Origin of the sequence: Dactylosporangium sp. NPDC000555, from assembly GCF_040300025.1 — a bacterium.
Lineage (GTDB): Bacteria > Actinomycetota > Actinomycetes > Mycobacteriales > Micromonosporaceae > Dactylosporangium.
On record NZ_JBEPDB010000033.1, the window covers coordinates 46524 to 72784 of the forward strand.

24 protein-coding genes and 1 pseudogene are annotated in these 26261 nt (G+C 69.8%); 9 read left to right on the forward strand and 16 right to left on the reverse strand.

Annotation, left to right across the window (positions count from 1 at the left end; all coding sequences use genetic code 11):
• Positions 1–3 precede the first annotated feature (3 nt).
• Together ABT297_RS20920 and ABT297_RS20925 are read right to left on the reverse strand one after the other, a co-directional pair.
• Positions 4–1671 carry a helix-turn-helix domain-containing protein gene (locus ABT297_RS20920; RefSeq protein WP_350551963.1) on the reverse strand — a complete coding sequence of 556 codons (1668 nt, stop codon included), beginning with the start codon at positions 1669–1671 and terminating at the stop codon, positions 4–6.
• Between the two features lie 378 nt (positions 1672–2049).
• A complete protein-coding gene (locus tag ABT297_RS20925) occupies positions 2050–2340 on the reverse strand; it encodes a hypothetical protein (RefSeq protein WP_350551965.1) in 291 nt (96 codons plus the stop codon).
• A gap of 25 nt (positions 2341–2365) precedes the next feature.
• Here ABT297_RS20925 and ABT297_RS20930 point away from each other — a divergent pair, with 25 nt between their 5' ends.
• Entirely contained in the window at positions 2366–3016 is a 651-nt protein-coding gene (locus ABT297_RS20930) for a TetR/AcrR family transcriptional regulator (protein WP_350551968.1), read from the forward strand.
• A gap of 33 nt (positions 3017–3049) precedes the next feature.
• Here ABT297_RS20930 and ABT297_RS20935 read toward each other — a convergent pair whose 3' ends face one another.
• A complete protein-coding gene (locus tag ABT297_RS20935) occupies positions 3050–4102 on the reverse strand; it encodes an adenylate kinase family protein (RefSeq protein WP_350551971.1) in 1053 nt (350 codons plus the stop codon).
• Positions 4065–4370, reverse strand: coding sequence for an adenylate kinase family protein (locus ABT297_RS20940; protein ID WP_350551973.1), 306 nt, complete (start codon positions 4368–4370; stop codon positions 4065–4067). Before ABT297_RS20940 ends, ABT297_RS20935 begins: the two co-directional genes overlap by 38 nt.
• 110 nt (positions 4371–4480) lie before the next feature.
• Here ABT297_RS20940 and ABT297_RS20945 point away from each other — a divergent pair, with 110 nt between their 5' ends.
• Positions 4481–6076: an alpha/beta hydrolase fold domain-containing protein gene (locus ABT297_RS20945; protein WP_350551975.1), complete on the forward strand. Its 1596-nt coding sequence runs from the start codon at positions 4481–4483 to the stop codon at positions 6074–6076.
• A gap of 481 nt (positions 6077–6557) precedes the next feature.
• Here ABT297_RS20945 and ABT297_RS20950 read toward each other — a convergent pair whose 3' ends face one another.
• The 3 genes and pseudogenes from ABT297_RS20950 to ABT297_RS20960 all read right to left on the reverse strand — a co-directional run bounded on the left by ABT297_RS20950 (position 6558) and on the right by ABT297_RS20960 (position 9184).
• Positions 6558–6725 carry a hypothetical protein gene (locus tag ABT297_RS20950; RefSeq protein ID WP_350551978.1) on the reverse strand — a complete coding sequence of 56 codons (168 nt, stop codon included), beginning with the start codon at positions 6723–6725 and terminating at the stop codon, positions 6558–6560.
• Between the two features lie 761 nt (positions 6726–7486).
• Positions 7487–7980: pseudogene (locus tag ABT297_RS20955) on the reverse strand (transposase); the annotation flags it as partial.
• Between the two features lie 211 nt (positions 7981–8191).
• A complete protein-coding gene (locus tag ABT297_RS20960) occupies positions 8192–9184 on the reverse strand; it encodes a helix-turn-helix transcriptional regulator (RefSeq protein WP_350551982.1) in 993 nt (330 codons plus the stop codon).
• Between the two features lie 95 nt (positions 9185–9279).
• On the opposite strand from ABT297_RS20960, the gene ABT297_RS20965 reads away from it, so the two are divergent.
• The 3 genes from ABT297_RS20965 (at position 9280) to ABT297_RS20975 (ending at position 11560) form a co-directional block, all read left to right on the forward strand.
• Positions 9280–9747, forward strand: a complete 468-nt coding sequence (locus ABT297_RS20965; RefSeq protein ID WP_350551984.1) for a VOC family protein — start codon at positions 9280–9282, stop codon at positions 9745–9747.
• Between the two features lie 89 nt (positions 9748–9836).
• Positions 9837–10481, forward strand: a complete 645-nt coding sequence (locus tag ABT297_RS20970) for an aldo/keto reductase (protein ID WP_350551986.1) — start codon at positions 9837–9839, stop codon at positions 10479–10481.
• The gene (locus tag ABT297_RS20975; RefSeq protein ID WP_350551988.1) at positions 10478–11560 is read left to right on the forward strand and encodes a winged helix DNA-binding domain-containing protein; all 1083 of its coding nucleotides are present in this window, start codon (positions 10478–10480) and stop codon (positions 11558–11560) included. Before ABT297_RS20970 ends, ABT297_RS20975 begins: the two co-directional genes overlap by 4 nt.
• A gap of 39 nt (positions 11561–11599) precedes the next feature.
• Here the strand turns inward: ABT297_RS20975 and ABT297_RS20980 are convergent, their stop codons facing one another.
• Genes ABT297_RS20980 through ABT297_RS20990 form a run of 3 tightly spaced genes read right to left on the reverse strand, consistent with a single transcriptional unit; the run spans position 11600 to position 13931 of the window.
• Positions 11600–12649 carry an ABC-2 membrane transporter-related protein gene (locus tag ABT297_RS20980; RefSeq protein WP_350551990.1) on the reverse strand — a complete coding sequence of 350 codons (1050 nt, stop codon included), beginning with the start codon at positions 12647–12649 and terminating at the stop codon, positions 11600–11602.
• Positions 12646–13545: an ABC transporter ATP-binding protein gene (locus tag ABT297_RS20985; protein WP_350551993.1), complete on the reverse strand. Its 900-nt coding sequence runs from the start codon at positions 13543–13545 to the stop codon at positions 12646–12648. Before ABT297_RS20985 ends, ABT297_RS20980 begins: the two co-directional genes overlap by 4 nt.
• Positions 13542–13931, reverse strand: coding sequence for a GntR family transcriptional regulator (locus ABT297_RS20990; protein ID WP_350551995.1), 390 nt, complete (start codon positions 13929–13931; stop codon positions 13542–13544). The genes ABT297_RS20985 and ABT297_RS20990 overlap by 4 nt, the downstream gene beginning before the upstream one ends.
• Before the next feature lie 219 nt (positions 13932–14150).
• Here ABT297_RS20990 and ABT297_RS20995 point away from each other — a divergent pair, with 219 nt between their 5' ends.
• Complete coding sequence (locus ABT297_RS20995) at positions 14151–16511, forward strand: toxin-antitoxin system YwqK family antitoxin (RefSeq protein WP_350551998.1); 2361 nt, start codon at positions 14151–14153, stop codon at positions 16509–16511.
• A gap of 5 nt (positions 16512–16516) precedes the next feature.
• Here ABT297_RS20995 and ABT297_RS21000 read toward each other — a convergent pair whose 3' ends face one another.
• From ABT297_RS21000 to ABT297_RS21025, 6 genes are all read right to left on the reverse strand, one after another.
• Positions 16517–17356, reverse strand: coding sequence for an ABC transporter permease (locus tag ABT297_RS21000; protein ID WP_350552001.1), 840 nt, complete (start codon positions 17354–17356; stop codon positions 16517–16519).
• Positions 17353–18117, reverse strand: coding sequence for an ABC transporter ATP-binding protein (locus tag ABT297_RS21005; protein WP_350552004.1), 765 nt, complete (start codon positions 18115–18117; stop codon positions 17353–17355). The genes ABT297_RS21000 and ABT297_RS21005 overlap by 4 nt, the downstream gene beginning before the upstream one ends.
• Positions 18114–19484, reverse strand: coding sequence for an amidohydrolase family protein (locus ABT297_RS21010; protein ID WP_350552006.1), 1371 nt, complete (start codon positions 19482–19484; stop codon positions 18114–18116). The genes ABT297_RS21005 and ABT297_RS21010 overlap by 4 nt, the downstream gene beginning before the upstream one ends.
• A 1-nt stretch (position 19485) precedes the next feature.
• Positions 19486–20580 carry an ABC transporter substrate-binding protein gene (locus ABT297_RS21015; RefSeq protein WP_350552009.1) on the reverse strand — a complete coding sequence of 365 codons (1095 nt, stop codon included), beginning with the start codon at positions 20578–20580 and terminating at the stop codon, positions 19486–19488.
• A gap of 40 nt (positions 20581–20620) precedes the next feature.
• Positions 20621–21235, reverse strand: coding sequence for a cupin domain-containing protein (locus tag ABT297_RS21020; RefSeq protein WP_350552011.1), 615 nt, complete (start codon positions 21233–21235; stop codon positions 20621–20623).
• A 202-nt stretch (positions 21236–21437) separates the two neighbouring features.
• Positions 21438–22313, reverse strand: a complete 876-nt coding sequence (locus ABT297_RS21025) for a LysR family transcriptional regulator (protein WP_350552014.1) — start codon at positions 22311–22313, stop codon at positions 21438–21440.
• 122 nt (positions 22314–22435) lie between these two features.
• On the opposite strand from ABT297_RS21025, the gene ABT297_RS21030 reads away from it, so the two are divergent.
• The 3 genes from ABT297_RS21030 (at position 22436) to ABT297_RS21040 (ending at position 26239) form a co-directional block, all read left to right on the forward strand.
• On the forward strand, positions 22436–23356 hold the full coding sequence (locus ABT297_RS21030) for an aldo/keto reductase (RefSeq protein WP_350552016.1): 921 nt from the start codon (positions 22436–22438) through the stop codon (positions 23354–23356).
• Positions 23357–23534: 178 nt separating this feature from the next.
• On the forward strand, positions 23535–24674 hold the full coding sequence (locus ABT297_RS21035) for a S8 family serine peptidase (RefSeq protein WP_350552019.1): 1140 nt from the start codon (positions 23535–23537) through the stop codon (positions 24672–24674).
• 101 nt (positions 24675–24775) lie between these two features.
• Positions 24776–26239 carry an Hsp70 family protein gene (locus ABT297_RS21040; RefSeq protein ID WP_350552022.1) on the forward strand — a complete coding sequence of 488 codons (1464 nt, stop codon included), beginning with the start codon at positions 24776–24778 and terminating at the stop codon, positions 26237–26239.
• Positions 26240–26261 lie beyond the last annotated feature (22 nt).

The window sequence follows — 26261 nt, forward strand, 5'->3', positions numbered from 1 at the left end:
ATGCTACGGTTCGAAGAGAAATACCTGCACGTTGTCGTTGAGGCACGACACCTGGGCAACGGCGGTACCCGCGTTCCGGCCACCGCCGATCGGGCCGATGCACGTCTTCGGTGCGGTCTCGGCGTGCAGCCGGTAGCCCTGGCCCGCGTTCGTCTGGACCGGTTCGAGGATGAACCGCTGATCCGGACGATTACAGTAGCCGTGCGGCGCCAGCAGCATCCCGTCGGCGGTCGACGGTTCGCCGTTCGGGTTGGGGTCGACCTGCAGGCATCCGCCGCCCCCGGACGGGTTCGCCCAGTAGATCTGGTATGTGGACGCTGCGACCTTGCGCAGCTCGCTGGTAGCGGGCTTCGCCTCGGCGCAGGGAACGAGTACCGCCACCTCCCGCCGGTTGTTTCCGGGTTCCGGACCCACGCCCACGCAGTACGACTTATTGGCGGTGGCCGCCGGCATCATGCGGTACTTCCCCGGCACGGGCAGCGCGGTGACCGCCCTCGTCGGCGACACCTTGGGCGAACTCGGCGCGGTGCTCGTGGGCGCCAGGGCGGCGCTGGTCGGCCGAGAGCTGGGGCTGGGGCTGGGGCTCGATGTCTGCCCGCCGACATCTTCCGACGGCAGTGGCCCCTCGACGTCGTAGTCGACCGTCGAGTCAGCGCGCGCATCTGCGGGACCATTACCACTGTCGAATTCGCGGAGCGTCCGGACGGCCACGCCGACGGCTACCAGCACGAACACGACAACCAGGATGCCGAGGAGCACGCGCGCCGACCAGCCGGCCCGGAATGCCAGCGGCGGCGCGAAATCCCGTAGCCGCAGCGGTTCGACAGCCTCGCCATCGGCCGCTGTGGTCCGCTTGCGGTGCTGTCCCGACCAGGTGCGGTTACGCCGGTTCTTCACGACCGTGGCCAGCGTCCCCTCCGAGTAGGCATGCAACCTGACCGGCCTGTCCACGGCCAGGACCGACTCGCCTGCGGCCGGCTCGGGCCGCGTTTCCGCCAGGTCGCGTCCAGGGGTCAAGGTCGACTCCGCGCGCTCGCTCGCGGTAGACGAGTCCGGCTCGCCGGCGTGCTGGCACGGCTCACCGATGGGGGGCGTTTCGGCGGCAACTGGCTCGTCGCCGGTCGACTTGACGTCGGCCGCCTCGACGGTCACCGTCTCAGCGCCACTGAGGTCCGGCTCGTCGCCGGTCGCAGCCTCCAGCGGCTTCAGGCCGTCGCGCTCCCAGCCGGGCACCTGCGCCAGCTCAGCCGGTAGGGGCGGTACCGCGTCGAGCAGTCCCCACGGCGGGCGGACTCTCGGCTCGTCGGTGGACGAGTTGGCGGCGGCCTTGCCCGCGGTCTCAATGGTGGCGACCGCTTCGGGCTGACCCGCCGTGGCCGCGGCAAGCCTTTTGCGCACCGTGATCCAGCCGTTCACCGTGCTTTGATCACCGCCGCATGCCCGGACGAAAGCCGCGACCAGTTCCTCCCTCGGCAGGGTGGCCCGGCCCAACGCCGTATTCAGCGTGCTGTGCGGCAGCACGTCGCCGGCTTCCTGCGCCTTCTTCGAAACCTGTCGAATGGTCAGTCCGGACCACTGACGTAGCGCGCGCATCTGGGCCACAAACTCGGCCGCTGATCCGGCTGCCTGTGCGTCCGGCGCCTGACCGGCGGTGAACTGCTCGTTCGCCATCGATCGTTCCTCCCCCGCGCGTCCGGTACAGCGCGTACACGGCCGCGCCATCCGATTCAAGCCGATCATTGTATCGCCCACCTCGCCAGGAGAAGGCCCGGGCCGAGGCCTGCTTGGAACGCGGATCGCGCTCCGGCGCGGAAAGCCGACCGCGCGCCGTACTGCCGTCGTGCGCGAACGCCCACCTGGGGGAGCGGCAGGGTGGTCAAGGGCTCGCTGTCGATGCTTCGGCCGAGGCGATCGTGGAGCGGTGGGCTCGCGGCGAACTCAGCACAACGCAGATGCGTGAGCTGGTGTCAGCTGGATTGGCGGCTCTGGCCGACTTGGCCAGGCCGCACGGCTGGATCGAGGCCTGAGCCGGCACGACGAGTCAAGGGTTCACCGGCGCTCCGGGGCGAACGGAACGTTCAGGACCAGGCCCCGCCGTGTCACGGCCAGGGCCTCACCGATGAAGCTGATGCCGATGGAGAGTTGGATGGGGCGTGCCTCGGCGTGCATGCCGAGCTTGTCGGCCAGCAGGGCGTAGGCGAACATCAGGACCAGTGAGCCGATGATCGCCACGAAGGTCCGGCCGCGGTAGCGCTGCCAGAGGAAGCCGCGATCGTCGCCAGGACCCAGCCGTTCACTGCCGCACCTCCCGTATTTGGCAACGCCGTGCCAAATTACCATGGCATGACTGTGCTATAAAAGCCGCATGCCGAAGATCGTTGATCCGCTGGAGCGCCGGCGTGCGGTAGTCGACGCCGTCCACGTCGTGGTCGCCCGTGAGGGCTTGGAGGCGGCCTCGCTGCGCAATGTCGCCGAGGAGGCCGGCCTGGCGATCGGATCGATCCGGCATTACTTCACCGACCACGACGAGCTGATGATCTTCGCGTTGCAGGAGCTCGGCCGGCGGGTCGGTGAGCGGGTCTGGGCGCACGCCGACTGGCTTCTGGGGGAGACCGGCAGCGGCCGCGGCGATCGGCGCCGGCGCACCGAGGACCTGCTCGCCGAGTTTCTGCCGCTGGACGCGGTGCGCCGCGACGAGCTGGTGCTCTGGCTCGAGTTCGCGGTGGCGGCCCGGACCCATCCGTCGCTGCTGCGCCACGCCGACGAGATCCAGCAGGCCCTGCACGGGCTGGTGCTGCGGACCCTGCGGAGCGCGCAGCGGGCCGGCGGCCTGCCGGCCGATCTGGATGTGGAGCTGGAGAGCGTCCGGTTGCGGTCGCTGCTGGACGGTCTCGGCATGCAGGCCGCCCTGTTCCCCCAGCGGTTCCCGCCGGAGCTGCAGCGGGCGGTGGTCCACCGTCACCTGGACTCGCTGGTCGCCGCGCCCCCCGCCACGCCGGGGCCGGACGCGTCGTAAACCCAGCAACCCTGGCTACGCCGCCGGCCTCACCTACCGGCCGAGCTGCCGGTTGAGGATGGCCTCGTAGTCCGGCAGGACCGGCCGCAGCTCATTGGGCGTGGGTCGCTCGACGTGGCTGCCCGGCGACAGCTCGTACGGCCGGTGCTGCCACTTCTTGACCCCCCAGATCCACTGCCCGTAGAGGTTGATCTCGGCGGCGATGTCCGGCGCGACGGCCGTGTCGAGCAGGAACGCCGGGACCTTGGCCACCCGGTGCCGCATGCCCGGCGGGTTGGACTGCTCCAGCCGCCCGGTGCGCGTCGCGACGCAGAACTCGCCGGGTTGCAGGTCCGTGCCCAGCTCCAGCGGCAGCGCGACGGTCATCTCGGCGTTGCCGTGCCAGAACGTCGAGAAGTCGCGACTGAACACGCTGACAAGGAACGCCGGCGGCGCGGCCCGGCGCACGGCCACCTCGACCATGCCCGTGTCGGTGATCCAGCCAAGGCTCTGCTCCGGCTCGCGGCCCACCTCCTGGACGGCGACCCAGGGCCCGCGCGCGTGCATCGTGCCTGGCTGGTTGACGTTGCGGGTGCGCACCCGGATCCGGTACTCGCGGCCGTGGAGCCGCGTCAGCTCCTTGTCGGCCCGGCTCTCCTGGTACACCTCGAACAGTGCGCGCGCCACCGTCCACAGCATCGGCTGCCCCCTCGTCGACCGTCGCACCACCCTCGCACGGCTCACCGCCTTCGCAGAACCGTCGCGGGGGCGCTCCCGCGAGCCGTTCGGGCCGCGCACTCCGGCTCGACCCACGGTCCGTGTTCCTGCGGGTCGGCCGCCCGGCGGGTCGGCCTCGACCGCGTCGAGCCGCTCGAACACGCGGGCCGTGACCTCGTCGGGGGTGCCGGTGCCGTCGACGCTCACGAGGATGCCGCGCTTGGCGTAGCCGTCCACGACAGGCCGGGTCACCTCGTGGTAGAGCCGCAGGCGCCGGCGGATCACCGGCTCGGTGTCGTCGGCGCGGTGCTCGCGGGCGGCCCGGGCGGGCATCCGGCGGACCGCCTCCTCGTCATCGACGCGCAGGTGCAGCGCGGGGTGGGCGGTCATGCCCAGCTCGGCCGCGGTCCGGTACACCGCGCGGGCCTGGGCGCGGGTGGCCGTCGAGCACGTACCCGACGCCGGCCGCCTTCGCGTCGGCCATCGCCTCGCGCACCGTGTCCCGCACGACCCGGTCCGGCACCAGCCGGCCCGCCTCGATGCTGACGCGCACCGCGCGGCCGAGCGGCGTGCCCCGCTCGACGTGGCTACGCAGCAGCGCGCCGGTGGCGATGTGCGGTACGCCGAAACGCGCCGCGATCCGGGCCGCCTGCGACACTGCTGCGCCCCGCCGTCCGCGACATGCGTCAGATGACCCATGCACGGGGCCGTTCCGCCCGCGCACGATGCATGGGTCCGCTGGAGTACCGAGAGATTCCTGGAGTACCGATGACCGTTGCAGTGCCGAACCACGTCGACCTCGCGGTTCCGGGCGGTCCCGTCGGCTCGACGTGGTTGCGCCTGTCCCGCCCGTCGCTGCCCGGCGGGCCGCTGCCGATCGTGCTGTACGTCCACGATGGCACCCGCTCCGCCGCCGACGCCCGCATCCGTCGCATGGCCACGCGCCTCATGACCGGCCTCCCGCTGGCGGTGGTCGCGGTCGACTACAGCCTGTCGCCGGGCGCTCGCTACCCGGTGGCGCTGGAGGAGGCCCACGCGGCGCTGGAGTGGGCAGCCGCCGACAGCGCCGACCTCGGGCTCGACGGCCGTCGGATCGCCGTCGTCGCCGACCCGGGCGTCGCCGGCCTCGCCACCCGCCTGGTCGTCACGGCGCTCGATCGCGGCGAGCCGTCGCTACGCTCACCGACCCCGACCCCGGCCGCGGCTCCGCGCGCATCCGCGCCGGGCTCGCCGCGGCGCTCGACGCGCTGCCCGACGATGCCCCCGCCGTGGCGGCTCGTCCCGCTGGGGTTCGCGGCGATCGTCATCGACATGCTCGGTGGGTACCGGCACCTGTACCGCAGCATGATCGAGCGGGAGCGCCACTGCGGCGCGGTCGGCGCGGCCATCTCCGGCTACCTGGTGCTCAGCGCCGACGCGTACCACCGCGGCCAGTGGGACGAGGCCGCCGACCTGGCCCGGCGCGGGCTCAATCTCGCCGCCACCCACGGCTACCAGCTGCTCGAGTGTCACCTGCGCGTACACCTGGCATTCATCGCCGGGGCCCGCGGGAAGGCCGACGTCGCCCGGGCGCTCAGCGAGCAGGTCACCCGCTGGGCCGCGCCGCGCGGCCTGGGCAGCACGCTCACCCTCGCCTACTACGCGCGTGCCCTCGCCGCCATCGGCCAGGGCCGCTTCGAGGACGCCTACGTGCAGGCCACGCGGATGAACCCTGGCACCTTCGAGCCCGGCGTGATCAGCTCGTGGACCGTCATGGACGTCGTCGAATCGGCGATGCGCAGCGGCCACGCCGAGGAGGCGCGGGCGTACGTCAAGGCCGCCGAGGAGGCCGGTATCGCCGACGTCTCGCCCCGCCGCTCCCTGAGCTCGCTCGGCGCGGCCGCGCTGTGCGCCCCCGACGACCGCGCGGCCGAGCTGTTCACCGCCGCCCTGGAGGTCCCCGACGGGGAACGGTGGCCGTTCGAGTACGCCCGGATCCAGCTCCTGCACGGCGAACTGCGCCGCCGCACCCGCTACACGGCCGTCGCCCGCCTGCACCTGCGCGCCGCCCTGGACACCTTCGAGCGCCTGGGCGCCCGCCCGTGGGCGGAGCGCGCCGCCGGCGAGCTGCGCGCCGCCGGCGTCGCCGAGGCCGCCCCGTCCGACGACCGCGCCGCCGCGCTGACCGTGCAGGAGTGGCGCATCGCCACCCTGGCCGCGGGCGGCCTCACGAACAAGGAGATCGGGCAGCAGCTGTACCTCTCCCACCGCACGGTCAGCGGCCACCTCCACCGCATCTTCCCGAAGCTGGGCATCACCTCCCGCGCCGCCCTACGCGACGCCTTGGGCGCCCCCAACCCCGCCGACCCCCGCCGCGTCGCGTAACCCAGGCAACCCGCCGCCGCCCGCGCCCGGCACATGCGCAGGTTCCGAAGCGGACAGCGCACAGTGGACAAATATGGGCATCATCGCCCAGAACGGCGTCGAGATGCGCGACCTCGGTGCCGCCACCGCGGCGGTCACCCTGCCCCGGAGCCTCGCCGTCGCCCTCTTCGGTGCCTTGCATTCCCGCGCCCTGTCCGCCACGCTCGCGATCGAGGAGATCCCGCTGCGGCGAGTTCTCAGCCTGCCGCCGCCGACGGTTTCAACGATGTCGCCGTCTGTAGCAATGGTCCGAGCACGGGATCTTGACGATGGCGAGCCGGACACCATCTTGTCGGAAAGCTGGACAGGAACCGTCGCTCGACAGCCGTCCCCGATTCGCTGCGCGGCCGGGTCAGCGGCGCCCACGGGTCATCGGGTCGGCCGCCACCCCCGGTCGGCCAGCCGGCCAGACCGCCTTGAAGCCGGTCGTCTCAATGACAACTCAGTACGGGTGGTCCGGGCCGGGCTCCACGTCCACGATGCCGGGCACGGTGTGCGCGGCCGACGGGTCGACGAGCGCCTTCGCCGGGCCGTCCGCCCGCCAGCGCGTCACCACCACAGCGTCGGACCCGGCGTCGGGACGCTCGACGGTGTACGGCCAGTGCGGCACCAGCACCAGGCTGTGACCGGCGAGGCGGGCGACGACGTGTCGCCTGGCCGCGCACTGTGGTCACAGCTGTGCGCCGATGCTCCCCTGGCCCTCCGCATGAGGTGCACCATTTGAAATGACTGACTGCCGTTCGGGGCGGTGGTTTCGGTCGGGTTCCGAGATAATCATATGCATGAGGCAGCTACAATTGTTTTCACGGGCGGAGTTGGCTGCCATGCGTGACAGAACCAGGTCGCGTCGTTATTCTCCGGCGAATGAGCAGTTCCGCCGGGAGCATGCACGGCATCGGGAATGGGGCCTGGCCAGACGTCACGCCGAGAAGCTCCGCCGTGTCCGCGGCGACACCCCGCCGGCGGTCAGCGACCAGCGGGACGGATCGGTGCAGGGGCCGGTGCCGGCCTCGCAGCCACCGCCGGTCACGCCACCTGAACAGGAGAAACGTCCAGCGAGCAGTACCGCGGCAAACGACTGCGATCCCGCGCCGCGCCAGGCGGACGGCAACGGGCGGCCCGGTCCTGGCCCGAAGCGTCGTCGCGCATCCACGCCACAGCTGCGGCGGCCCGCGGGTCGGTCAACGCAACGAATGGTTGGCGGCAATATACGACCGCCGGTGCATCGCGGCCGTTTTTCGACAATGCCGCGCACGGCCGAGCGGCATTGTCGCCGAATGCTCCGAAAGGCGGGAACAAGCAACCGCTGTACTTGTGGACCACCGGTGCCGATTTCCCGAATGTCTCGGCGGCGATGGCGGCTCTTCGAAGTTAGCGGGGGTCGAGATGTCCGCGGGCTTTGCGGGTGGTGGCGGTTCGGGTTCGTAGTCGCTGGTTGATGGGGTTGCGGAAGCCGCAGGCGTCGCGGGTGATGGTCTTGATGACCCGGTTGGTGCCTTCGGAGCGCGCGTTGGTGATGCCGGTGTGCAGGAATGCCGTGATTTCCGGCCACCAGGTCTCGACGGTCGTGGCCAGGCGGTGCAGTTCGGGGAGGTCGGCGTCGGCGCAGTGGCGGTAGAACCGGTGCAGCAGGTCGCGGACCTCCTCCTGGTCGGGTGGGTGCGGGCGGTGGCGAGCAGGTCGAGCAGGTCTTCCTTGGCGTGCCACGCGGCGGTGATCGGTGCACCGATCGGTGCGGGTAGGCCGGCGAGTTCGTCGAGGAGGGCGTCGACGTGTTCGCCGCGCATCCGTGCGGCGGAGCGGGTGAGCCGGTTGCGCAGTTCCCATTCACGGTTGCTTTTGCGGCCTCGCCGGCCGCGGTGGGTGGGGTAGAGGGTCCAGGCCTGCCGGATGGAGGGTGATGTCGCCGGGTAGCGGGCCGAGCGCCGTTCTCGGCGGGTTCGTCGCTGCGCAGTTCGACGTGCCGGTGGTCGCTGCACGGTGACACGACCGTACAACGGTTCTGTGGGGTCTCACCGCGGTTGGCGCTTCCGATCCTTGTGGAACCGCGATGGGCGCGAGCACAGCGAGCAGCGATCAGGAAGTCCCGCCGGCGGGCAGGCCGGCGACGGTTCTGGCGAAGCGGCGTGCCAGGTGGCCGAAGGCGTCGGCAAGCTCGGCGGGGCCGACAACCTCGATCTCGGTGTCGAACCGGGCGATGGCGGCGGCGAGGCTGGACCAGGACCAGGAGCCGAGAGTGAGCCGGCAGCGATCCGAGCCGAGCTCCTCGACGATCCCATCGCGTGTGTAGAGGGCGACGGTCGCGGCCGGCAGGTCGAGGATCACGGTGCCCTGGCAGGGCCAGCCGGTGGCGCCGTTGTCAGCGCCGCGGAACCTGCCGGTGACGAAGGTGGTCACGTCGCCGCCGGGCAGTTCCCGGGGCGTGAAGCGGGGGCCGTTGGGGATGCGCAGAGTGATCCGGTCGGCGCGGAAGATGCGCCAGTCCGACCGGCCGAGGTCCCACGCGACGAGGTACCAGCGTCCGTCCCAGGTGATGACGTGGTGCGGCTCGACGCGGCGCGGGGGCTTGTCCGCGGTCTCGGAGCCGTAGTCGAAGCGGAGGACCTCGTGGGCTTGCACGGCGGAGCTGATCGCCAGGAGCACGTCGCCGTCGATCGGGGCGGCCGGTCGGGTGGCGGGCCGTTCGACGGCGGTGATCCGCAGGGCGTTGATGCGGTGCCGGAGCCGGGACGGCATGACCTGCCGGATGGTGGTCAACGCCCGGGCTGCCGCCTCGCCGGTGCCGTCGCCCAGTGTGGTGGCGGCGATCTGCAGCGCGATGGTGAGGGCGACGGCCTGCTCGTCGTCGAACAGCAGAGGCGGTAGTTCGGTGCCGGCGCCGAGCCGGTAGCCACCCTCGGGACCCTTGGCGGCGGCGATGGGGTAACCGAGCTCGCGCAGCCGGTCGACGTCGCGGCGCACGGTCCGCAGGCTGATGTCGAGCCGCTCGGCCAGCAGCGTGCCCGGCCAGTCGCGGCGCGTCTGCAACAGCGACAACAGGGCCAGCAGTCGACCCGAGGTCTTCGGCATGAGTTCGAATCTACCCAGAGTAGGTGCCACAACCTGTCACCTACGCCGTCGAACCTTGGTGATGACACCGGAAACAGTTCTCACCAGGAGTCTTGATGAGCATCACCACCACCGCCCACCTCAACTTCCGGGGCAACGCCCGGGAGGCGCTGGAGTTCTACCGCTCGGTGTTCGGCGGCGAGATCATCGTCATCACGTACGGCGACTTCGGGATGCCGAAGGAACTGCCCGACGCCAGCAAGGTCGTCTGGGGCCAGGTCGCGGCCGAGGACGGCTTCCGCGTCATGGTCTACGACGTGCCCGGCCAGGCCGGAGCCGGCACCGCGCCGGCGCACTCCACCCGGCGCGAGCACGGCATGACGCTGACCGGCGAGCCGTTCTTCCTGTCCGTCCGCGGCGAGACCGTCGAAGAGGTCGGCGCGCTGTGGGAGAAGCTGGCCGATGGCGCCACCGTCATCGAGGCGTACGGCCCGGCGCAGTGGGCGCCGGCGTTCGGGATGCTGACCGACCGCTTCGGCATCACGTGGATCCTCGACGTCGCCGCGCAGTACGCCAACGACTGATCCTCGCGTTCCGGCAACGGGACGAGGCGGCGCCGAGCCCGGCGGCCTCGTTCCGTTGCCAGATCCCCGGCCTCGAGAAGGAGCCATGCATGCGTACGCGTCCCCTGGGCCGCACCGGCATCCAGGTCAGCCCTTACTGCCTGGGCACGATGATGTTCGGCCCGTACGGCAACCCCGACCACGACGACTGCATCCGAATCATCCACCAGGCCCTCGACGCCGGTATCAACTGCATCGACACCGCCGACGTCTACGGCGGCGACGGCGAGACCGAACGGATCGTGGGCAAGGCCCTGCGCGGCCGCCGCGACGACATTGTGCTCGCCACCAAGGTCAACGGCCCGATGGGTACAGATCCCAATCGGCGCGGCAACTCCCGCCGCTGGGTGCCCAGACACATGACCGACGAGCGCAAACTCGACGCCGTCGAGCAGCTCATCCCGATCGCCGAACAGGCCGGGCTGTCGCTGACCCACCTTGCGCTGGCCTTCGCCATCACGCACCCGGCGGTCACGTCGGCCATCATCGGGCCGCGCACCACGGCCCACCTCGAGGACCTGCTCGCCGGCGCCGGCACGACCCTTGACGACGACATCCTCGACCGGATCGACGAGGTCGTCCCGCCCGGCGTCGACCTCGGGTCGATCGACGTCTCCTACGCGCCGCCGGAACTGACACAACCCCACGTGCGCCGCCGCCGCGCCGCCGACCGAGCCGCAGCGGACCGGGCATGACCGAGCGCCTCGACGCGCGAGCGCTCAACCGCGCTACCCTGGCCCGCCAGTTCCTGCTCGAGCGCACCGACGCGTCCGCGCTCGACGCGGTCGGGCACCTGTGCGGGTTGCAGGCGCAGGAACCGCAGGAACCTTTCGTCGGGTTGTGGTCGCGGGTGAGCGGCTTCGACCCCTCGGAACTCTCGCGGCTGCTCGAGCGGCGCGCCGTGGTGCGGCTGCACCTGATGCGCCGCACCGTGCACCTGGTCACCGCCGAGGACGCCTGGAACTGGCGTCCCCGCCACCAGATGCTGCTACGCCAACGGATCCTCGGTGTGTACGCCCGTGATCTCGCCGGGCTCGACCTGGACGAGCTCGCGGCCCAGGCACGGGCGCTCCTGTCCGACGGCCGGCCCCGCTCGCTCGGCGTCATCGGACGCGAGCTGGCCGAGCGGAATCCGGACCGTGCGCCTCGGCCGCTGGGCGAAGCCGTCGTCGCGGCGCTCGTACCGACGGTCCAGCTCCCGCCGCGCGGCACCTGGCGCAGCACCGCCGGAGCGCACTATCTGCCGCTGTCACAGTGGCTCGGCCGCAGCGCCTCACCCGAGCCCTCGGACGAGGCCGATCCGGTCGGCGAGGAACTCGTGCGGCGCTACCTCGGCGCATTCGGTCCAGCGGCGAGCGCCGACCTGCGCGCGTGGTGCGGACTGGCCGGGCTGCCCAGGGCCGTGGCAGCGGTCCGCGACGAGCTGGTCAGTTTCCGTGACGACCGCGGCCGCGAACTGCTCGACTTGACCGACGCTCCCCGGCCCGGCCCAGACACTCCTGCGCCCATTCGCTTCCTGCCTGCCTTCGACAACGCCATCCTCGGCTACCACGACCGCAGCCGCATCATCGACCACGACCATCGCGGTCTGTCCGTCGCCGGAGAGCGGGTCGTGCTGGTCGACGGCCGGGTGGCCGCCACGTGGACCTGCAACGCGGGCGGCATCCGCGTCACGCCGCTACGGCAGTTCACGCACGCCGAGCACGCCGCCGTTGCCGAGGAGGCCGACCACCTCGCCACGTTCATGTCAGACGGCGGGTACGACCGACGGTGACCCCAGCCAGTTTCTTCGAGTATCCGCGCGGGCGAACCGTCAGTTCTCTCGGCGCCGGATCCACCAGAGGCAGCTACCGGCCAGCGCACCGGCGAGCACGAGGAAGATTCCGGTCTCCATCCACTGCAGCGGCCAGTAGTGGCTCGCGGGCTGGTAGGTGACTGTCTCGTGGAGGTTGTCCTTGGCGAGACAGGCGCCGATCTGACCCAGGTCTAGGTCGTCGCCCCTGCCGCCTCCATCCTCCGGGAAGCAGTCGGGGTAATCCTCTATGCGCACCACCTGGCCGGACGAGTTCTTCACGGGCGGCTGGGATGTCAGCCACGCGCCCTGCGGTGTCGGCAGGTCGAAGCGGAATTCCGTCTGCGAGCCCGAGAAGCCGTGGGACTGGCTCGTGCCGGCCTGGTTGATCGCGAAGGTGGTCGTGGTCGACGGCAGCAGGTGGGGCCGGATGAGGGTGGGCACGAGAACCTGGACGGCGATGAATACGGCGAGGGTGATGGCCATGGCCGGGAGGGTGCGGCGCAGCAGCAGTCCCAGCGTCGTACCGAGGGCGAAGGCGAACGCGGCGTAGCCGAGCGGGACGATGTCGCGTGAGGCGAAGGTCATCGCCGCCCACCGGTCGCCGTTGAGGTGGTCCAGCGGCCCGGCCCACCACGTCAGCAGCCAACTGAGGATCGCGGCGGTGGCGATCGCGGCGACGCCGACGACGGTGAGTTTGACCGCGAGCCACCGGGTGCGCGTCACGGTCTGGTTCCAGGCGAGTTGGTGCGTACCGGTCTCCAGTTCACGGCCGATCAGCGGCGCGCCCCAGAAGATGCCGATCAGCGCCGGTACGGCGATCACGAGAAGTTGGAGGAGCTGGAACATCGGCTCATAGCTTCGCTGCAACTGGCTGAGCTGGGCACCCAACGCCCGCGCGGCGGGGGTCGAGCCGTCGCAGGCGTTCAGCGGGGCGCACGCGGCCAGTTCCGCGGCGTAGCTGTGGTGCATCCGCAACCCGGTAACCAGGAAGGCGATCGCGGCGGCGGCGAGGAGGACCAGGACGGTGAGGGCCTGGGCGCGGAACTGCCGCCAGGTTACCCAGATCATCGCGCTTCTCCCACCGGTCGCATCGTGGCAGGGCGCCCGGTATCGACGGCCCGCTCCATGTAGGTCAGCACGAGGTCCTCCAGTTCGAGGTGTTCGGCGGACCAGTCCCCGGCGGGCAGTTCGCGCTCGCTTCGCACGACGAACGTGGACTGGCGGTCGGTGTGCTCCGCCGAGATGACCTCCAGCCCTGCGGGCAGGGCGGACTCCTGGCGCCGCGTGCACACGATCCGGTGGTGCTGCGCGAGCAGATCGTCGGTTTCGCCGGCGAGCTGTACACGGGAGGCGACCAACACGACCAGGTAGTCGCAGACGCGTTCGAGGTCGGAGACAAGGTGGGAGGAGAGGATGACGCTGGTGCCGTGCTCGGCGACCGACTCCATCAGGTACCGCAGAAAGTCGCGACGGGCCAGCGGGTCGAGGCTGGCGACCGGCTCGTCGAGGATGAGCAGTTCGGGTCGCTTGGCGACCGCAACGGTCAGGGCGAGCTGGGCGCGCTGCCCGCCGGAGAGCTTTCCCGCCTTCTGCTTCGGGTTCAGGCCCAACTGCTCGACGCGGGCCTGCGCGAGCTTCGCGTCCCAGCCCGGGTTCATCTTGGCGCCGAACTTCAGGTGGTCGGCGACGGACAGGCTCGCGTAGGTAGGGGTGTCCTGGGCGACGTACCCGATCCGGGCCAGTTGCGCGGTTCCGCCGTTGGGCTGTTCGCCCAGCACCTCGATCCGCCCCGTGGTCGGCGCGAGCATGCCGCAAGCGATCTTCAGCAGGCTGGTCTTGCCCGCGCCGTTGGGCCCGACCAGGCCGACGACGTGCCCCGGCGGGAGCTCAAGGGTGCAGTCGGCCAGCGCCTGGCGCTGACCGTATCTCTTGCCCAGCGCATGGGCTTGCAGTATCGCGCTCATTTCTCCTCTTCGACGCTCTCGCGCAGGGTGTTCTGGAACATCGCCTCGATGCCTGGCTCGGTCAGGCCCGCCGCGCGGGCCTTGTCCATCCAGGCGCGTAGCTCCTGCTGCAACGGACCGTGCTCGGTGAGCGATGCGTGGCCGAGCGATCGGGTGATGAAGGTCCCCACCCCCGGCTTTGCCGCGGCCAGGCCCAGGTGCTCGAGTTCGCGGTACGCCTTGCCCACGGTGTTCGGGTTGATCGCCACTTTGGCGACCACCTCCTTGACCGTGGGCAGCTTGTCGCCCTCGGCGAGCAGCCCCAGCAGCAGCGCTTGGCGTACCTGCCTGACGATCTGCTGGTACGGGGGGATCCCCGAGCGTGCGTCGAGGTGGAAGTCGATCACCCGTAATCCCGTTTCACTAGGTTACTAGTGGAATGAGAGTGCATGGGGACCGGGCGCGTGTCAAGCGGTCAGCGCCTGAAGAGTGATGACCGCGGCGGCGATGGCGGCAACCTGTCCGAAGGCAGGCTTGGGATGGAGACGGCCGGTTGCGGGCGCTGCCTATGCTCGACGACCGCGATAGTGCCGTCGGGCGCGTGGCGGCGATCTGGAGGTTGTGGCATGGATCGGCCTGATGGTGTGCCGGTGGAGGCGCAGTTCGTCGAGGGGTGGGAGGTGTACCCGTCGGGTCCGCGGTGGCCGGCGTGGGTGGCCGGGTCGTGGGATGGCGGCGAACGGTCCGGCACGTGGCGGGCGTGGCGGCCGGACGGGCCGTTGCTGGTGGAGAGCGAGTGGCGTGCCGGCAAGCGTTGCGGGGCGTACCGGCGGTTCCACGACGACGGTTCGCTGGCGGTGTCCTGCGAGTACGCCGATGACGTGGTGGTGTTCGCGCTCGGGTATCGGACGGACAACCCGAGCCGTGATCCGTTCTCGTTCGACGGGTGCGCGACGGCGATCCGGAGCATTCGCAACGACTACGACGGGGACGGCGTGTTGGTACGAACCCGCTGCTACGCGGCGGACGGCGGTGAGTTGACCATTGCCGGTGAACCGATGCCGCCCCGACCGGCCGGAGTGCCGGAGATCGCCAATCTCTACCCGAACGGGCTCTGGGCGGTGGTGCGGCGGCGCGACGGCGAGCTGCACGGGGCGGCCCGGCACTGGAACGCCGACGGGACGCCGCACATGATTGTCTACAATCGTGCCGGCCACGAGGTCGGACGCTGGGGGGACAAGCCGCTCGTCGAGGCGGCCCGGGACGGTGACGCCGCCTCGGTCGAGCTGTGCCTGGCCGCCGGTCTGGGCCGTTCGCCAGGTGTGGCGCGGTACGTCGCGTACGAGGAGCTGCCGGAGCTGGCGCTGCGGCTCCTGCGGCGGGAGCCGGCCGGCGCCGCGGAACCGGCCGTCGAGGAGGAATCGCCCGGTCCGCCGCCGGCCGACGCGCCCGACGACGCGATATGGGTGGCGGGCCTACGCGCGTACGTCGTTGGCGACCTCGACGAGGGGACCGGTGACGCGGTTGGGACCTGGCGAATCTGGGAGCAGGCCCGGTATTCGTCACACTTCGAGCACAGCTACGTCGAGGCCGACTTCGTCGACGGACGACGGGCCGAACGGCGCAGCTACTTCAGCCGTGGCGGACTGGTCAGATTGGAGCGTCGCGGGTCGGACGGCACGAGGCTGAAACGCTCATGGGACTACCGTCACCGCCTCGACTCTGAGCGGGAGTGGGCCGCCGACGGCACTGAGACGTTCCGGCGGTTCCACGACAACGGTGTCGCCTGCATGGAGCGGATCACGCGGGACGGGGTGTTCGTGGTCGCGAACTGGTTCGACGATTCGGGAAGCCGCACCGCCGAGGTCACCCCGACCGACGCCACCGTCGACGGTACATCGGTCGATTGGTGGCGGGCCCTGGACGCCACCGGCGCGGTCATCGCGGAGGGGCCGGTGGAGCCCGGCACCGGCGGCGGGCCGGTAGGGCAGTGGCGGCTATTCGGCCCCGACGGCGCCGACCTCGGCTCCGTGTCGTTCGAGGGCCTCGACCGGTTGGCGAACAACGCCAACCTCGGCCGTTTCGCCCATGTCCTGCGCACCTGGCGCGCGGCGCCGACACCGCCCGAACTCGCCGGCGCGGACGCGGTGCCGTGGGACGACCTCGACACGTTCCACGGCAGCGGGAGCCACCTGCCGTTCCTGCTCAAGGGACTGACCGTGGCGGACCCGCACGCCTTCTCCGTGGCCCTGGCCGTGCTGTCGAACCTGCTGTGGCACCAGCACACGGTCGCCGAGGCCACGGGTCCGGCGTTTCGGTACATGACCGCATTGGTCGACCGGGTCGCCACCGACGACGACCGGAAGCGGCTGCTGGACCTGCTGGTGGGTATCGCCACCCGGGACGGCTCACCCGCCGCCCTGCAACGCCTCAAACGCATCCACGCCAGCCTGCCCGGCGACGCGACAAACCCGGCCGAGCACCTCGCCGAGCACGGTGCGGAAGGCGCCTACCACGAGGTGCTCACCAGCCTCGCCGACGCGGTACCGACCTGGACGAGGCTCGCCGCACACCGGCGGGCCGGGTTCCGGCGCCGCGCGGTCACGCTGCTCGCCGCCGCACCGGGCGCGGCCGCCGCGGATGCGTTACGGGACCGGCTCGCAATCGAACCGAAGCGCAAGATCCGGGCGGCGATCCTGCTCGGCCTGGCGCTGCACGACACCGGCCCGCGGACCCGGCAGGCCCTCCAACCGCACCTCAGCGGCGACGACCCACTGCTGCGGTTCTGCGCCGCGCTGACCTGGGTCCGCCAGCACCACACTCCCCCCGCCGACGGCGTGCGAGTGCTCGTCGACGCGCTGCGCGGCGACCTCGTGCCGACCGGCTACGGCAGCCTGTTCCTCGGCGAAGATCCGCTGACCGACGTCACCACCGCCCTCGCCCTGCTCCCGGCCGACCAGGCCGGCGAACAGCTCCGAGCGACTTGATCAGATCAGACCGTCTGGGCGGGGAGAGGCTTGACCCAGAACACGACCCGTCGTCGCAGCACCCTCACGAGCGTGTTCAACGCGACACCGATCGCGCTGAGCAGGATGAGCAGCGCGAACACGCCCGCCGTGTCCATCCGCGCCTGCGCTACGAGAATCTGCACCCCGAGGCCCCGCTGCGCGCCCACGAACTCGCCGACGACCGCGCCGACCATCGCACCCGACACGGCCAGTTCCAGCCCGCTGAAGATGCTCGGCAGAGCGGTCGGCAGGGACAGGCGCCACAGCCGCTGCAGTTTCGAAGCGCCGGCGACTCTGAACAGGTCGATGCGGTCAGTGTCAACCTCCCGCAGGCCGTGCACCGTGTTCACGAGCACCGGGAAGAACACGAGCAACACGACGACGACAAGCTTCGAACCAAGACCGAAGCCGAACCAGATCACGAACAACGGCGCCAGCGCGACCTTGGGAATCGCTTCCAAGGCGACGATGTACGGGAAAATGGCGCGGTACAGGACCGGGAGCTCGGCCAGTAGCAGGGCGAGACCAAGCCCGACGGCAACCCCGATCACCAGCCCAAGGCCGACCGCACTCATTGTCGTCGCGATGCCCTGACCGTAATTCGGCCACGCCGACGGATCCGTGAGTGCCGATACGACTTCCGCGAGCGGTGGAATGACATAGTGCGGCACCGCGCTCATCGACGGGAGCGCGATCCAGGCGCCAATGATCGCGACGAGCACGATGATCGGGCCGATTCGTCCTCGCCACCTCCGGTTCCGGCTCCGGGCTGGTCGCCCCGCGCCGCGGCTGGAATCGACGGAGACGTTCGTGGTCGCGGTCATGCCCTCACCTCGAAGTGAGCTCGCAGATGTGCTGCTGTGTCGTTGAAGGCCGGCATGCCGAGCACGTCGAGCGTTCGCGTGGACCCGATGGGCACGTCGACCTCGTCGACAACCCGCCCCGGACGGTGGCTCATCACCAGCACCCGCTCCGAGAGGAAGACCGCCTCTGAGATCGAATGCGTGATGAGGATGATTGTCTTGCCGGTCTCGCGCCAGATTCGATTGAGCTCGACGTTCAGGTTGTCCCGCGTCATCGCGTCGAGCGCGCCGAACGGCTCATCCAGCAGGAGCAGCTCGGGCCCGGTGATCAGCGCCCGGCAGATCGCCGCACGCTGCTGCATGCCACCTGACAGCTGATTCGGGTAACTGGTCTCGAAATCCTCGAGACCGACCATCTCCAACAGCGCTCGAGCACGCGCTCGATCCGCATCCGTGACTCGCCTCGTCACCTGGATCGGCAGCAGGACGTTCTGCAGGATGGAACGCCATGGAAGGAGAATCGGTCGCTGGAACACCATCCCGACGCGAGCTCCGTCTTTCCGGTCGTTGCCGCCCGCGATGCTGACCCTGCCGTTCGTGGCGTGTTCCAGGCCCGCGAGGACCCGAAGGAGCGTCGTCTTTCCACACCCGCTCGGGCCGAGTATCGAGACGAACTGTCCCGGCTCGACAGACAGGCTGACGTCTCGAAGGGCGGTGACGCCGGTCCCGCCGGAAAGCTGGAACTCAACGCCCAAGTCGCGTACGACAACCGCTGCGCTCATGGGATGTCCACCCCATATACATCAGTCAGGTTGCGATGCAGCACGCGCTCCGTCAGCCAGTGCGCCTGTCGTGTCGACCACCAGTCGTTGGCGACGCCGGCGCTGAGGACCGTGTCGAGGGCCGCTCGCGCGCGTTGCGTACTCGTCACGTGATGCTCGGGGTTCCCCGTGTCCGTCCCGAAAAGGACCTTGTTCGCAGGGAGGTAGGTGAGCCAGTCCTCCAGTGCTCGCTCAGCACGCCGCCCGTGTAGATGCGGGAGCAGCGATGTATCGAGGTAGACGTTCCCATGCGTGTACGCCAGCGCCGTCAGATAGTCGGTGAACGGGAACCCGCCATGGATGAGGATCACCTTGAGCTGATTCAATCGCGGGGTGTCGAGCAGTTGTTGCAGATGGAGCGGATTGGCATCGTCCACACGGATCCCCGGCTCGGCATGCCCGACGCCGGTGTGGACCTGCACCGGCAGGTTCAGCTGCACCGCCTCCTCCGCGATGGCGAAGACCAGGTGGTCCGCGACCGCCTTCGCGAGGCCCGGATCGGGCGTTTCGAGCGCGCCGAGCCGCGTGTACGCCTCGGCCGCATCCGCGCGACTTACGTCCTCGAAGCGAAGCGAGCGGACATACGCAGATGCGATCTTGAGCCCGACGACGCCGCCCGCAACGCGCTGGCGAAGGGACGCTCGAACGAAGTCGAGATAGTCGTCGAGCGTCTGCGGACGGTTCGAGACTCCCATCAGTTCGTACTGACGCTCGAGAACGAAGCCGAAGATCCGGCGGAACCGAGGTGTGTCCGAACCGCGCCGATCCCACGACGGATGCCCGAACGGATACAGGTAGGGGTCGATCCGTGCGATCTGGCGGTACTTCTCGGCCGGCCACACTGTCGTATCGATCTCGGGCACATCCGTCAGCACGGCAGGGGTGCCTGCGAGGACAAGGGCCCGTTCGTACTGAGCCTGCGGCGCTTCGACCCGGCCGGCCAGACTCGCGTGGATCTGCGCCTCACGCCCGATGTCGCCGAAGAGCTGGGCAGCGCCGCCGAACAGCGTCACCGTGTGCATGGAGGTCTCGCGAAAGCGCAGGCCCTCCTCGAACAGGGAGTCGATGGGCCATTGCCCGCGGAGTTCGGCCAGCTGCTCCGTATCGCGATGACGCTCGGCGTCGACGTAGCGGAGGTAGACATCGCTGGGCAGGTTCGCCTCGACATGCGAGAGGACCATCTCCCGTTCGACGCCGTCCATGCCTTCGACGGTCGCGCCCGGTCGCAGGTATCCCGCGTGCGAGTGGTGGTCGATTGCGGGAATGCCATCCGTGTAACGTGGTGGGCCGATCTCGGGGGCCGCGGTGGTCTCGGTCTGCCGGGTCATGTCAGTCCTTTTTGTCGGACCAGTTGCGTGCATCGCTGATCACGGCGTCCTGGTCGAAATCGTTGTACGCGTCCACGAAGCGGTTCGTGAAGATGGCTGTGGTGTCGGCGATCTTGTTGGTGATCATGCCGTGCTCGTGGGCGAAGCTCGCCCACGTCGCGACGTTCGCGGGGACGTACTCGCCGTATCGGCCGTCACCCGGCTTGAGGATCCGAAGTCGAGCCGTCAGGGCGATGAGGTCGACTTTCAGCTGATCCTCGATGCTCACGCCGGCGCCCCTGGTGGTCGGGTAGAGGTGGTACAACATGCGCAGCGCCGCCTCCGGGTTCGTCGACGTGAAGAGCGTCGCCTTCGCGATCGCGCGACCGAAACGTTCGATGGCCTGAGGCTTCTTTTTGAGGTACTCGCTCGTGACGAAGTACGTCGTCGAGAACAGCGCCTGCTGTTCCGGAATCGTGAAGTATCGCAGCTTGGTGCCCGCAGCCTCGAATGCCGCGTACTCGGTGTCCCACAACGACAGGGCGCCGACCTTGCCAGAGGTGAGGGCCTGCAGCGCGGCCGCCCCGGTTCCGACCCCGAGGTGGCCGAAATCGCGGGGGAACGTCAAGCCGACGGTGTTGAGTACCGCGTCGCTCATCGTCAGGTTCGCCGAGGCGATGCTGCTTCCACCGATGACTGCCCCTCTGAAGTCCTCGAGCGACCGGATCGGGCTTGAGTCGAGCACAGCGAGGCTCGATGTCGGGCCGCGGAGGTAGTTGTAGACCATGACCAGGTCGGAGCTCGGACCGCCCTTCGCGAGGGTCTGCAGGAGCGCATCGGGTGTGAAGCTCCCGATGTCGGTCCGGCCTGTCGCTGTCGCTTGGATCCCCGCCTCGCCTGTGACCGTGATCGTGACGTCGAGGCCCTCGGCCTTGAAGTACCCCATCGCTTCCGCGACCGCCAACGGGGCGTTGTTGGCGCCCATGTTGGTCGATACGCCGAAGCTGACCTGGTCGAGCCGCGTATCGCCCTCGCTGCCGCAGGCTGACGCTCCGAGCAGCACGACGCTCGCCAGAATGGCGCTCGTCGCGAGCCTTCTTGACTGCTGCATGTTCATGACAGGACTTCCTATGATCCGTGGATGAGTCGTCGACGACTCAGGTCTCGGTGGCATCGCCGCCGCGATGGCGCGTTGCCGTGCCCGCCGGCGGATTGCTGACCCACAGCGCCTCCGCCGTGCGTTCGCTCGCGTTGCGCACGGCATGGGGAACAGAAGACCGAAACTCGATGCTGTCCCCGGCCGCCATCAGATGCGTGACGCCCGCAAGCGTGAATTCGAGCTCGCCGTCGAGAATGAGAAGGACTTCGTGGACATCGCCGTGCGTGTATCGGTCGTCGCCAACGCTCGCGCCCGGCTCGTACTCGACGACCCCGATCTCGACATCGGAGCCGGGCGTGCGTGTGATCGCGTAGTGCCGTTGCCCCGCAGCGGGCACCATCAGCGGCCGATCCGCTTTCCTGACGAGCTGCCCCATCTCCGCCGGCGCCTGATAGAAGTCGATCCACTCGATGCCGAACTCTGCCGCGAGGCGGCGCAGGACGGGCACGCTCGGCTCGACGAGCGAGCGTTCGATCTTGCTGAGGTACCCCACGCTCAGACCGACTGCCTCCCCCAGATCGCGAAGCGAGAGCCGCCGGGCGGTGCGCAGCCGCCGAAGCATGTCTCCCATCGCCTGGGGAGAACTCTGACCATCCGCTGCTGAGGCGCTCATGAAACATGACTATGCATGAAAGGAAACAAGCGTGCAACCCATAGGCAACAAGATTTTCCTGGGCGGGTGATTTGCACGGTATAACCCGTTTTGCGGGTTAGCGGTCGCCGGTGAATTCCCGAGCCAATATCCCGTTTTGGCCATATTCGCCAGGACGACTCCCAACGGCGGCGGCGCGTGTCGGCCGCTGGAGCGGTCTCGCTTACCTGCTGGCGCGTGGCACCAGGTCGAGGAGCGTCCGCGCCGGTGGTGACAGCGACACGCCCGTGGCGAGGTGCACCTGCCACGCCGGCGTATCGTCAGGCAGCTCACGCGTCACCAGACCGATTGCTTGCGGCTTGTCGGCGATGTGCGACGGAACGACGGCCACCGCGAGGCCGCGCTGGATCAGGTCGAGCAAGGCGTGGACATCATTCACGACGAACCGCACCTGACGGTCGACCCCACGCTGCTCGAACATCCGGTCGTTCTGAGTGCGCATCGCCCACGACTCCTGCAGGTCGACGAACGGGTACGACGCGAGCTCCTTCCAGGAGCCGATCACCTCGCCTGGCGGCGCCATCGGCTCGGAGGCCAGGAACACCCTGCGGCGCGCGCCGAGCACCGTCCGTTTGACGCCCTCGATGTCATCGGGGTGCGACACCAGCGCCAGATCCAGGCGGCCCGCGCGCAGCATCGCGATGAGGTCATGCGTGCCTTGCTGGAAGAACTCGATGGTGACGCCGGGATGCGCATGAGACATCTGCTCCACCAGCGGCGCGACCTCCACGACTCCGAGGCACTGCTCCGTGCCCACCCGCAACAGCCCCTCGACGCGCTCGGACGCCCGAGCCACGGCGTACTGCGCCGCCGACTGGGCCGCGAGCACCGCACGCGCATGCGGGACGAGCGCCTCACCCGCGCTCGTGAGGCGCACCTTGCGCGTACTGCGGTCGAACAGCCGTGCGCCAAGTGAGCGCTCCAGCGCTCGGATCCCGGCGGACAACCCGGACTGCGAGATGCCACACGCATGCGCGGCGCTCGTGAACTGCTGCTCTTCCACGACAGTCAGGAAGTAGGTGAGTTGCCGCGCGTCCATTGTGCAGTTCTCTTTCTGGCAGTTATCGGTTTCAGATGTTGGATTTCTGATTGCCGTTCACCATATCTTGTGCGTTGTTCGTACATCACATGCAAACAAGGAACACAGAGCAAGGAACGATGGTGAAGTACATCCCTCTCGGCACCGCCGACGTCAGCAACATCATTCTCGGCAACATGCGAATTTCCGACCTCGACGACGAGGCGATCCGCTCGCTCGTCCGAGCGGCCCGAGACGCCGGCGTCACCGCCTTCGACCACGCCGACATCTACGGCCGCAGTCTCCACGAGTGCGAGACGCGCTTCGCCGATGCTCTCGAGCTCAGCCCCTCGGAACGCGAGCACCTGTTCATCCAGACCAAGTGCGGGATCGTCAAAGACCCCCCGTACTACGACTCGTCCTACGAGCACATCATCTCGTCGGTCGAAGCCTCGCTCCGCGCTCTTCGCACGGAGTACATCGATCTGCTTCTGCTGCACCGTCCGGACGCCCTCGTGGAGCCGGCGGAGGTGGCACGCGCATTCGACCAGTTGCAGGCATCCGGCAAAGTCCGGCAGTTCGGCGTGTCCAACCACACCGCCAGCCAGATCGAGGTGCTGAGGTCGGCGGTCGAGCAGCCGCTCGTCGCGAACCAGTTGCAGCTCTCCGTCGCACACGCGCCGCTGCTCACCCAGGGGCTGAGCGCCAACATCAAGATCGACCAGGCGAACGTCGTGGACGGAGGCGGCCTGCTCGACTACTGCCGCACGAACGACATCGCCGTGCAGGCATGGTCGCCGTTCCAGGGCAACGGACACCTGATCTTCGACGCCGCCGGCTTCCCTGAACTCGGCCGCGAGCTCGAACTGCTCGCTGCGAAGTACGGCGTCGAACCCATCGCCGTCGCGACCGCATGGATCACCCGCCTCCCGCAGCCCACGATGGTCGTCGTCGGAAGCACCAACCCCGCCCGCGTCGCGGATGCGGCCAAGGGGTCCGAGCTCCCGCTCACCAGGCGCGAGTGGTACAGCCTGTACCGGGCATCCGGGCACCTTCTTCCCTGACACACCGACCAAGCATTGAAGGGGAGCGACGCGCGGCGCTTGGCCGGAGTCGGGTTCCGGGGCGCTACTTGTCCTGTATCGCCGAAGTCTGCGAATGTCAGACTCAGGTTGCGAGGCAGGCGCCGACGCCGATGGAGCAGCAGCTGTTCGGCGCGCGCCAGATAGCGATGGGGGATCGATGATGCGCGTGCTGCGCCCGGTGGCATTGGCCGCGGCCCTCGCCATGATGGCGGCGACCCCGATGGTGGCCGCGCCGGCGGCCTCCGCGCAGACCATGCGGGACCGCCAGTGGTACCTCACCACGCTGGACGTCGCCGCCGCGCAGAAGATCACTCAGGGCGAGGGCGTCATCGTGGCCGTCCTCGACAGCGGCATCGGCGAGCACCCCGACCTCGACGGGCAGGCGCTCGCCGGCATCTCCTACCTCAGCGACGACAACAGCATGGCCGACGACTCGGGCCACGGCTCGGGCATGGCCGGTCTCATCGTCGCCAAGGGGGGCGACGCCGACCACCTGCTCGGCATCGCGCCCCAGGCCAAGGTCATCTCGGTGCGCACCATGACCGGCAGCGCCCCGGGCACCTGGACGTACATCCCGGAGACCATCCGGTGGGCCGTTGACCACGGCGCGAAGGTGATCAATATCTCGGGGGGCGGCCGGGTCGAGGCCGGCGGCCGGTGGGCCGTGCAGTACGCGCTGGACCACGACGTGCTCGTCGTCGCCTCGACCGGCGACGCCAAGGAGTTCCCCGGCCGCACCGCCGTCCTCGAGCCGGCCAGCTTCCCGGGCGTGCTGGCGGTCACCGCCGTGGACCGTGACGGCAAGGTGTGGGACGGGGCGCTGCACGGGCCGCAGACGGTGCTCGCCGCACCGGGCGTGGACATCCCGATGGTCTCCGCCGCCGGCGGCGGCCGCGTCGTCGGCTACTACGAGTCCACCAACGGCACCGGTAACGCGGCCGCGATCGTGTCCGGGGCGGCGGCGCTGATCCGGGCGAAGTACCCACAGCTTCCGGTGAAGGACGTCGTGCAGCGGCTCATCGCCACGGCCGACGACGCGGGCGCGCCCGGACGCGACCCCGAGTACGGGTACGGCCGGCTGAACCTGGTCAAGGCGCTCACCGCCGACGTGGCGCCGGTCGCCGCCAACCCGCTGCTCTCGGGCAGGCAGGGGGCCCCCGACGACGAGGTGGGCAGCCACACGTTCCCCAACGTCCTCGGCGATGCGATAATCCAAATGCTGACCATCGGCGCGGTCTGCGTCGGGTTGCTGCTGCTGGCCGGGCTGATCCTGCTGCTGACCCGCCGCCGGACCTGAGCGCGCTCAGCCCTCGCAGACCTACCGTGCGAGCTGCTGCTCAGACCAGGATGCACCGATCAAGGCGGGACGGAACTGCGGGGGCCGCGTACCCTGCAACGATGGCTCACGGCGTGCTGCTCGGGATTGACTTCGGCACCTTCAACACCGTGGCCATGGTGCGTCGCGGCGACGGTGCGGCACGTTCCCTGCTCTTCGACGGGTCACCGCTCCTGCCGTCGGCGGTGCTCCTGGAAGGCCCCGGCGACGTGTTGTCCGGTGCCGAAGCCGTGCGGTCGGCGCGGGTGCATCCGGATCGGTACGAGCCCAACCCGAAGCGAAGGATGGCAGACGGGATCGTCCTGCTCGGCGGCTCCGAGACCGACGTGGTCGACCTGGTCGCCGCCGTGCTGGGACGTGTGGCGTCGCAGGCGCGGCAGGTCGCCGGCCAGCTCCCGGATCGTGTCGTGGTCACGCATCCGGAGACCTGGGGCACGTCGCGGTTGAGCCGGTTGACCGCTGCGGCCGTCCGTGCCGGCCTGCCGAGCCCGACACTCGTGTCGGAGCCGATCGCTGCCGCCGCCTACTTCCTCGGCCAGGTCGGCCTGGTCGGTGCGGGTCAGTGCGCGGTGGTGTACGACTTCGGGGCCGGCACGTTCGACGCCGGTGTGGTTCGGCGTGGCCCCGCAGGAGCGCTGACGGTACTGGCCAGTGAAGGGCTGCCCGAGGTGGGCGGCCTGGACCTGGACGCCGCGTTGGTGGAGCACCTGGGCCGGCTGATCGCGCAGCGGGCCCCGGACGCTTGGGACCGGTTGCGGCGACCGGCCACCGCCGCCGACCGTCGTGCCCGGTGGCAGCTGTGGGAGGACGTTCGGCTGGCCAAGGAGTCGTTGAGCCGGCGTTCGCAGACGCTGGTGCACCTGCCGGTCCTGGACGACACCGTTCCGGTGAGCCGGGACGAGTTCGAGCAGCTCGCCGAACCGGTCATCGCGCGGACGGTCGCGGTCACCCGCGCCGCGGTGCGCAGCGCGGGCATCGAGCTGTCAGACGTCGGCGGCATCTTCCTCGTCGGCGGGTCGAGCCGCGTCCCACTCGTTGCGACGCTGCTGCACCGCGCGTTCGGGATGCCGCCGACGGTTCTGGAGCAGCCCGAGCTCGTGGTGGCGGAGGGTTCACTGATTCTGCTCGACGCGTGCGAGGAACGCACGCCGACCGGTGTCACGATGAGGCTGCCCGCCGGTGCCGGGTCGCAGGAGACCGTTGCGCAGGCGCGTGGAACGGCCGCCGGCCCGTCGCCCGCGCCGCAGGGCTCGCCGCAGCGAGTCATGCAGCCATCGCCGGCCTCGACGACGGCAGACCGCGCGTCGCGCGTCGACGAGGCCGTCGAACCGGGGCGGGGGCGATCGATCCGCCGCCACCTCACCGATCCGTGGAGTGTGGCAGCGGCCGTCCTGCTCGGTGCCCTGAGCGGCATGATGGGCGGCCTCGCCGGTGCGAGCGCGGCAGCCGTGCTGACCGCGGGAGCCGTGGTCACCGTGATCGTGCATACGGTGCGGGTGGCCCTCGGTATCGTGTTCGACCGCTGAGGACGCGGTCGTCGGACGTTGC

Bases quoted from the DNA above. Each gene is read 5' to 3' on its own strand.
- ABT297_RS20935 (WP_350551971.1), bottom strand. From the start codon at position 4,102: ATGACCGCCCACCCCGCGCTGCACCTGCGCGTCGATGACGAGGAGGCG.
- ABT297_RS21040 (WP_350552022.1), top strand. From the start codon at position 24,776: ATGGCTCACGGCGTGCTGCTCGGGATTGACTTCGGCACCTTCAACACC.
- ABT297_RS21020 (WP_350552011.1), bottom strand. From the start codon at position 21,235: ATGAGCGCCTCAGCAGCGGATGGTCAGAGTTCTCCCCAGGCGATGGGA.
- ABT297_RS21015 (WP_350552009.1), bottom strand. From the start codon at position 20,580: ATGAACATGCAGCAGTCAAGAAGGCTCGCGACGAGCGCCATTCTGGCG.
- ABT297_RS21025 (WP_350552014.1), bottom strand. From the start codon at position 22,313: ATGGACGCGCGGCAACTCACCTACTTCCTGACTGTCGTGGAAGAGCAG.
- ABT297_RS21005 (WP_350552004.1), bottom strand. From the start codon at position 18,117: ATGAGCGCAGCGGTTGTCGTACGCGACTTGGGCGTTGAGTTCCAGCTT.
- ABT297_RS20945 (WP_350551975.1), top strand. From the start codon at position 4,481: ATGACCGTTGCAGTGCCGAACCACGTCGACCTCGCGGTTCCGGGCGGT.
- ABT297_RS20985 (WP_350551993.1), bottom strand. From the start codon at position 13,545: ATGAGCGCGATACTGCAAGCCCATGCGCTGGGCAAGAGATACGGTCAG.
- ABT297_RS20995 (WP_350551998.1), top strand. From the start codon at position 14,151: ATGGATCGGCCTGATGGTGTGCCGGTGGAGGCGCAGTTCGTCGAGGGG.
- ABT297_RS21010 (WP_350552006.1), bottom strand. From the start codon at position 19,484: ATGACCCGGCAGACCGAGACCACCGCGGCCCCCGAGATCGGCCCACCA.
- ABT297_RS20960 (WP_350551982.1), bottom strand. From the start codon at position 9,184: ATGCCGAAGACCTCGGGTCGACTGCTGGCCCTGTTGTCGCTGTTGCAG.
- ABT297_RS21000 (WP_350552001.1), bottom strand. From the start codon at position 17,356: ATGACCGCGACCACGAACGTCTCCGTCGATTCCAGCCGCGGCGCGGGG.
- ABT297_RS20920 (WP_350551963.1), bottom strand. From the start codon at position 1,671: ATGGCGAACGAGCAGTTCACCGCCGGTCAGGCGCCGGACGCACAGGCA.
- ABT297_RS20925 (WP_350551965.1), bottom strand. From the start codon at position 2,340: ATGGTAATTTGGCACGGCGTTGCCAAATACGGGAGGTGCGGCAGTGAA.
- ABT297_RS20965 (WP_350551984.1), top strand. From the start codon at position 9,280: ATGAGCATCACCACCACCGCCCACCTCAACTTCCGGGGCAACGCCCGG.
- ABT297_RS20980 (WP_350551990.1), bottom strand. From the start codon at position 12,649: ATGATCTGGGTAACCTGGCGGCAGTTCCGCGCCCAGGCCCTCACCGTC.
- ABT297_RS20975 (WP_350551988.1), top strand. From the start codon at position 10,478: ATGACCGAGCGCCTCGACGCGCGAGCGCTCAACCGCGCTACCCTGGCC.
- ABT297_RS20930 (WP_350551968.1), top strand. From the start codon at position 2,366: ATGCCGAAGATCGTTGATCCGCTGGAGCGCCGGCGTGCGGTAGTCGAC.
- ABT297_RS21035 (WP_350552019.1), top strand. From the start codon at position 23,535: ATGATGCGCGTGCTGCGCCCGGTGGCATTGGCCGCGGCCCTCGCCATG.
- ABT297_RS20970 (WP_350551986.1), top strand. From the start codon at position 9,837: ATGCGTACGCGTCCCCTGGGCCGCACCGGCATCCAGGTCAGCCCTTAC.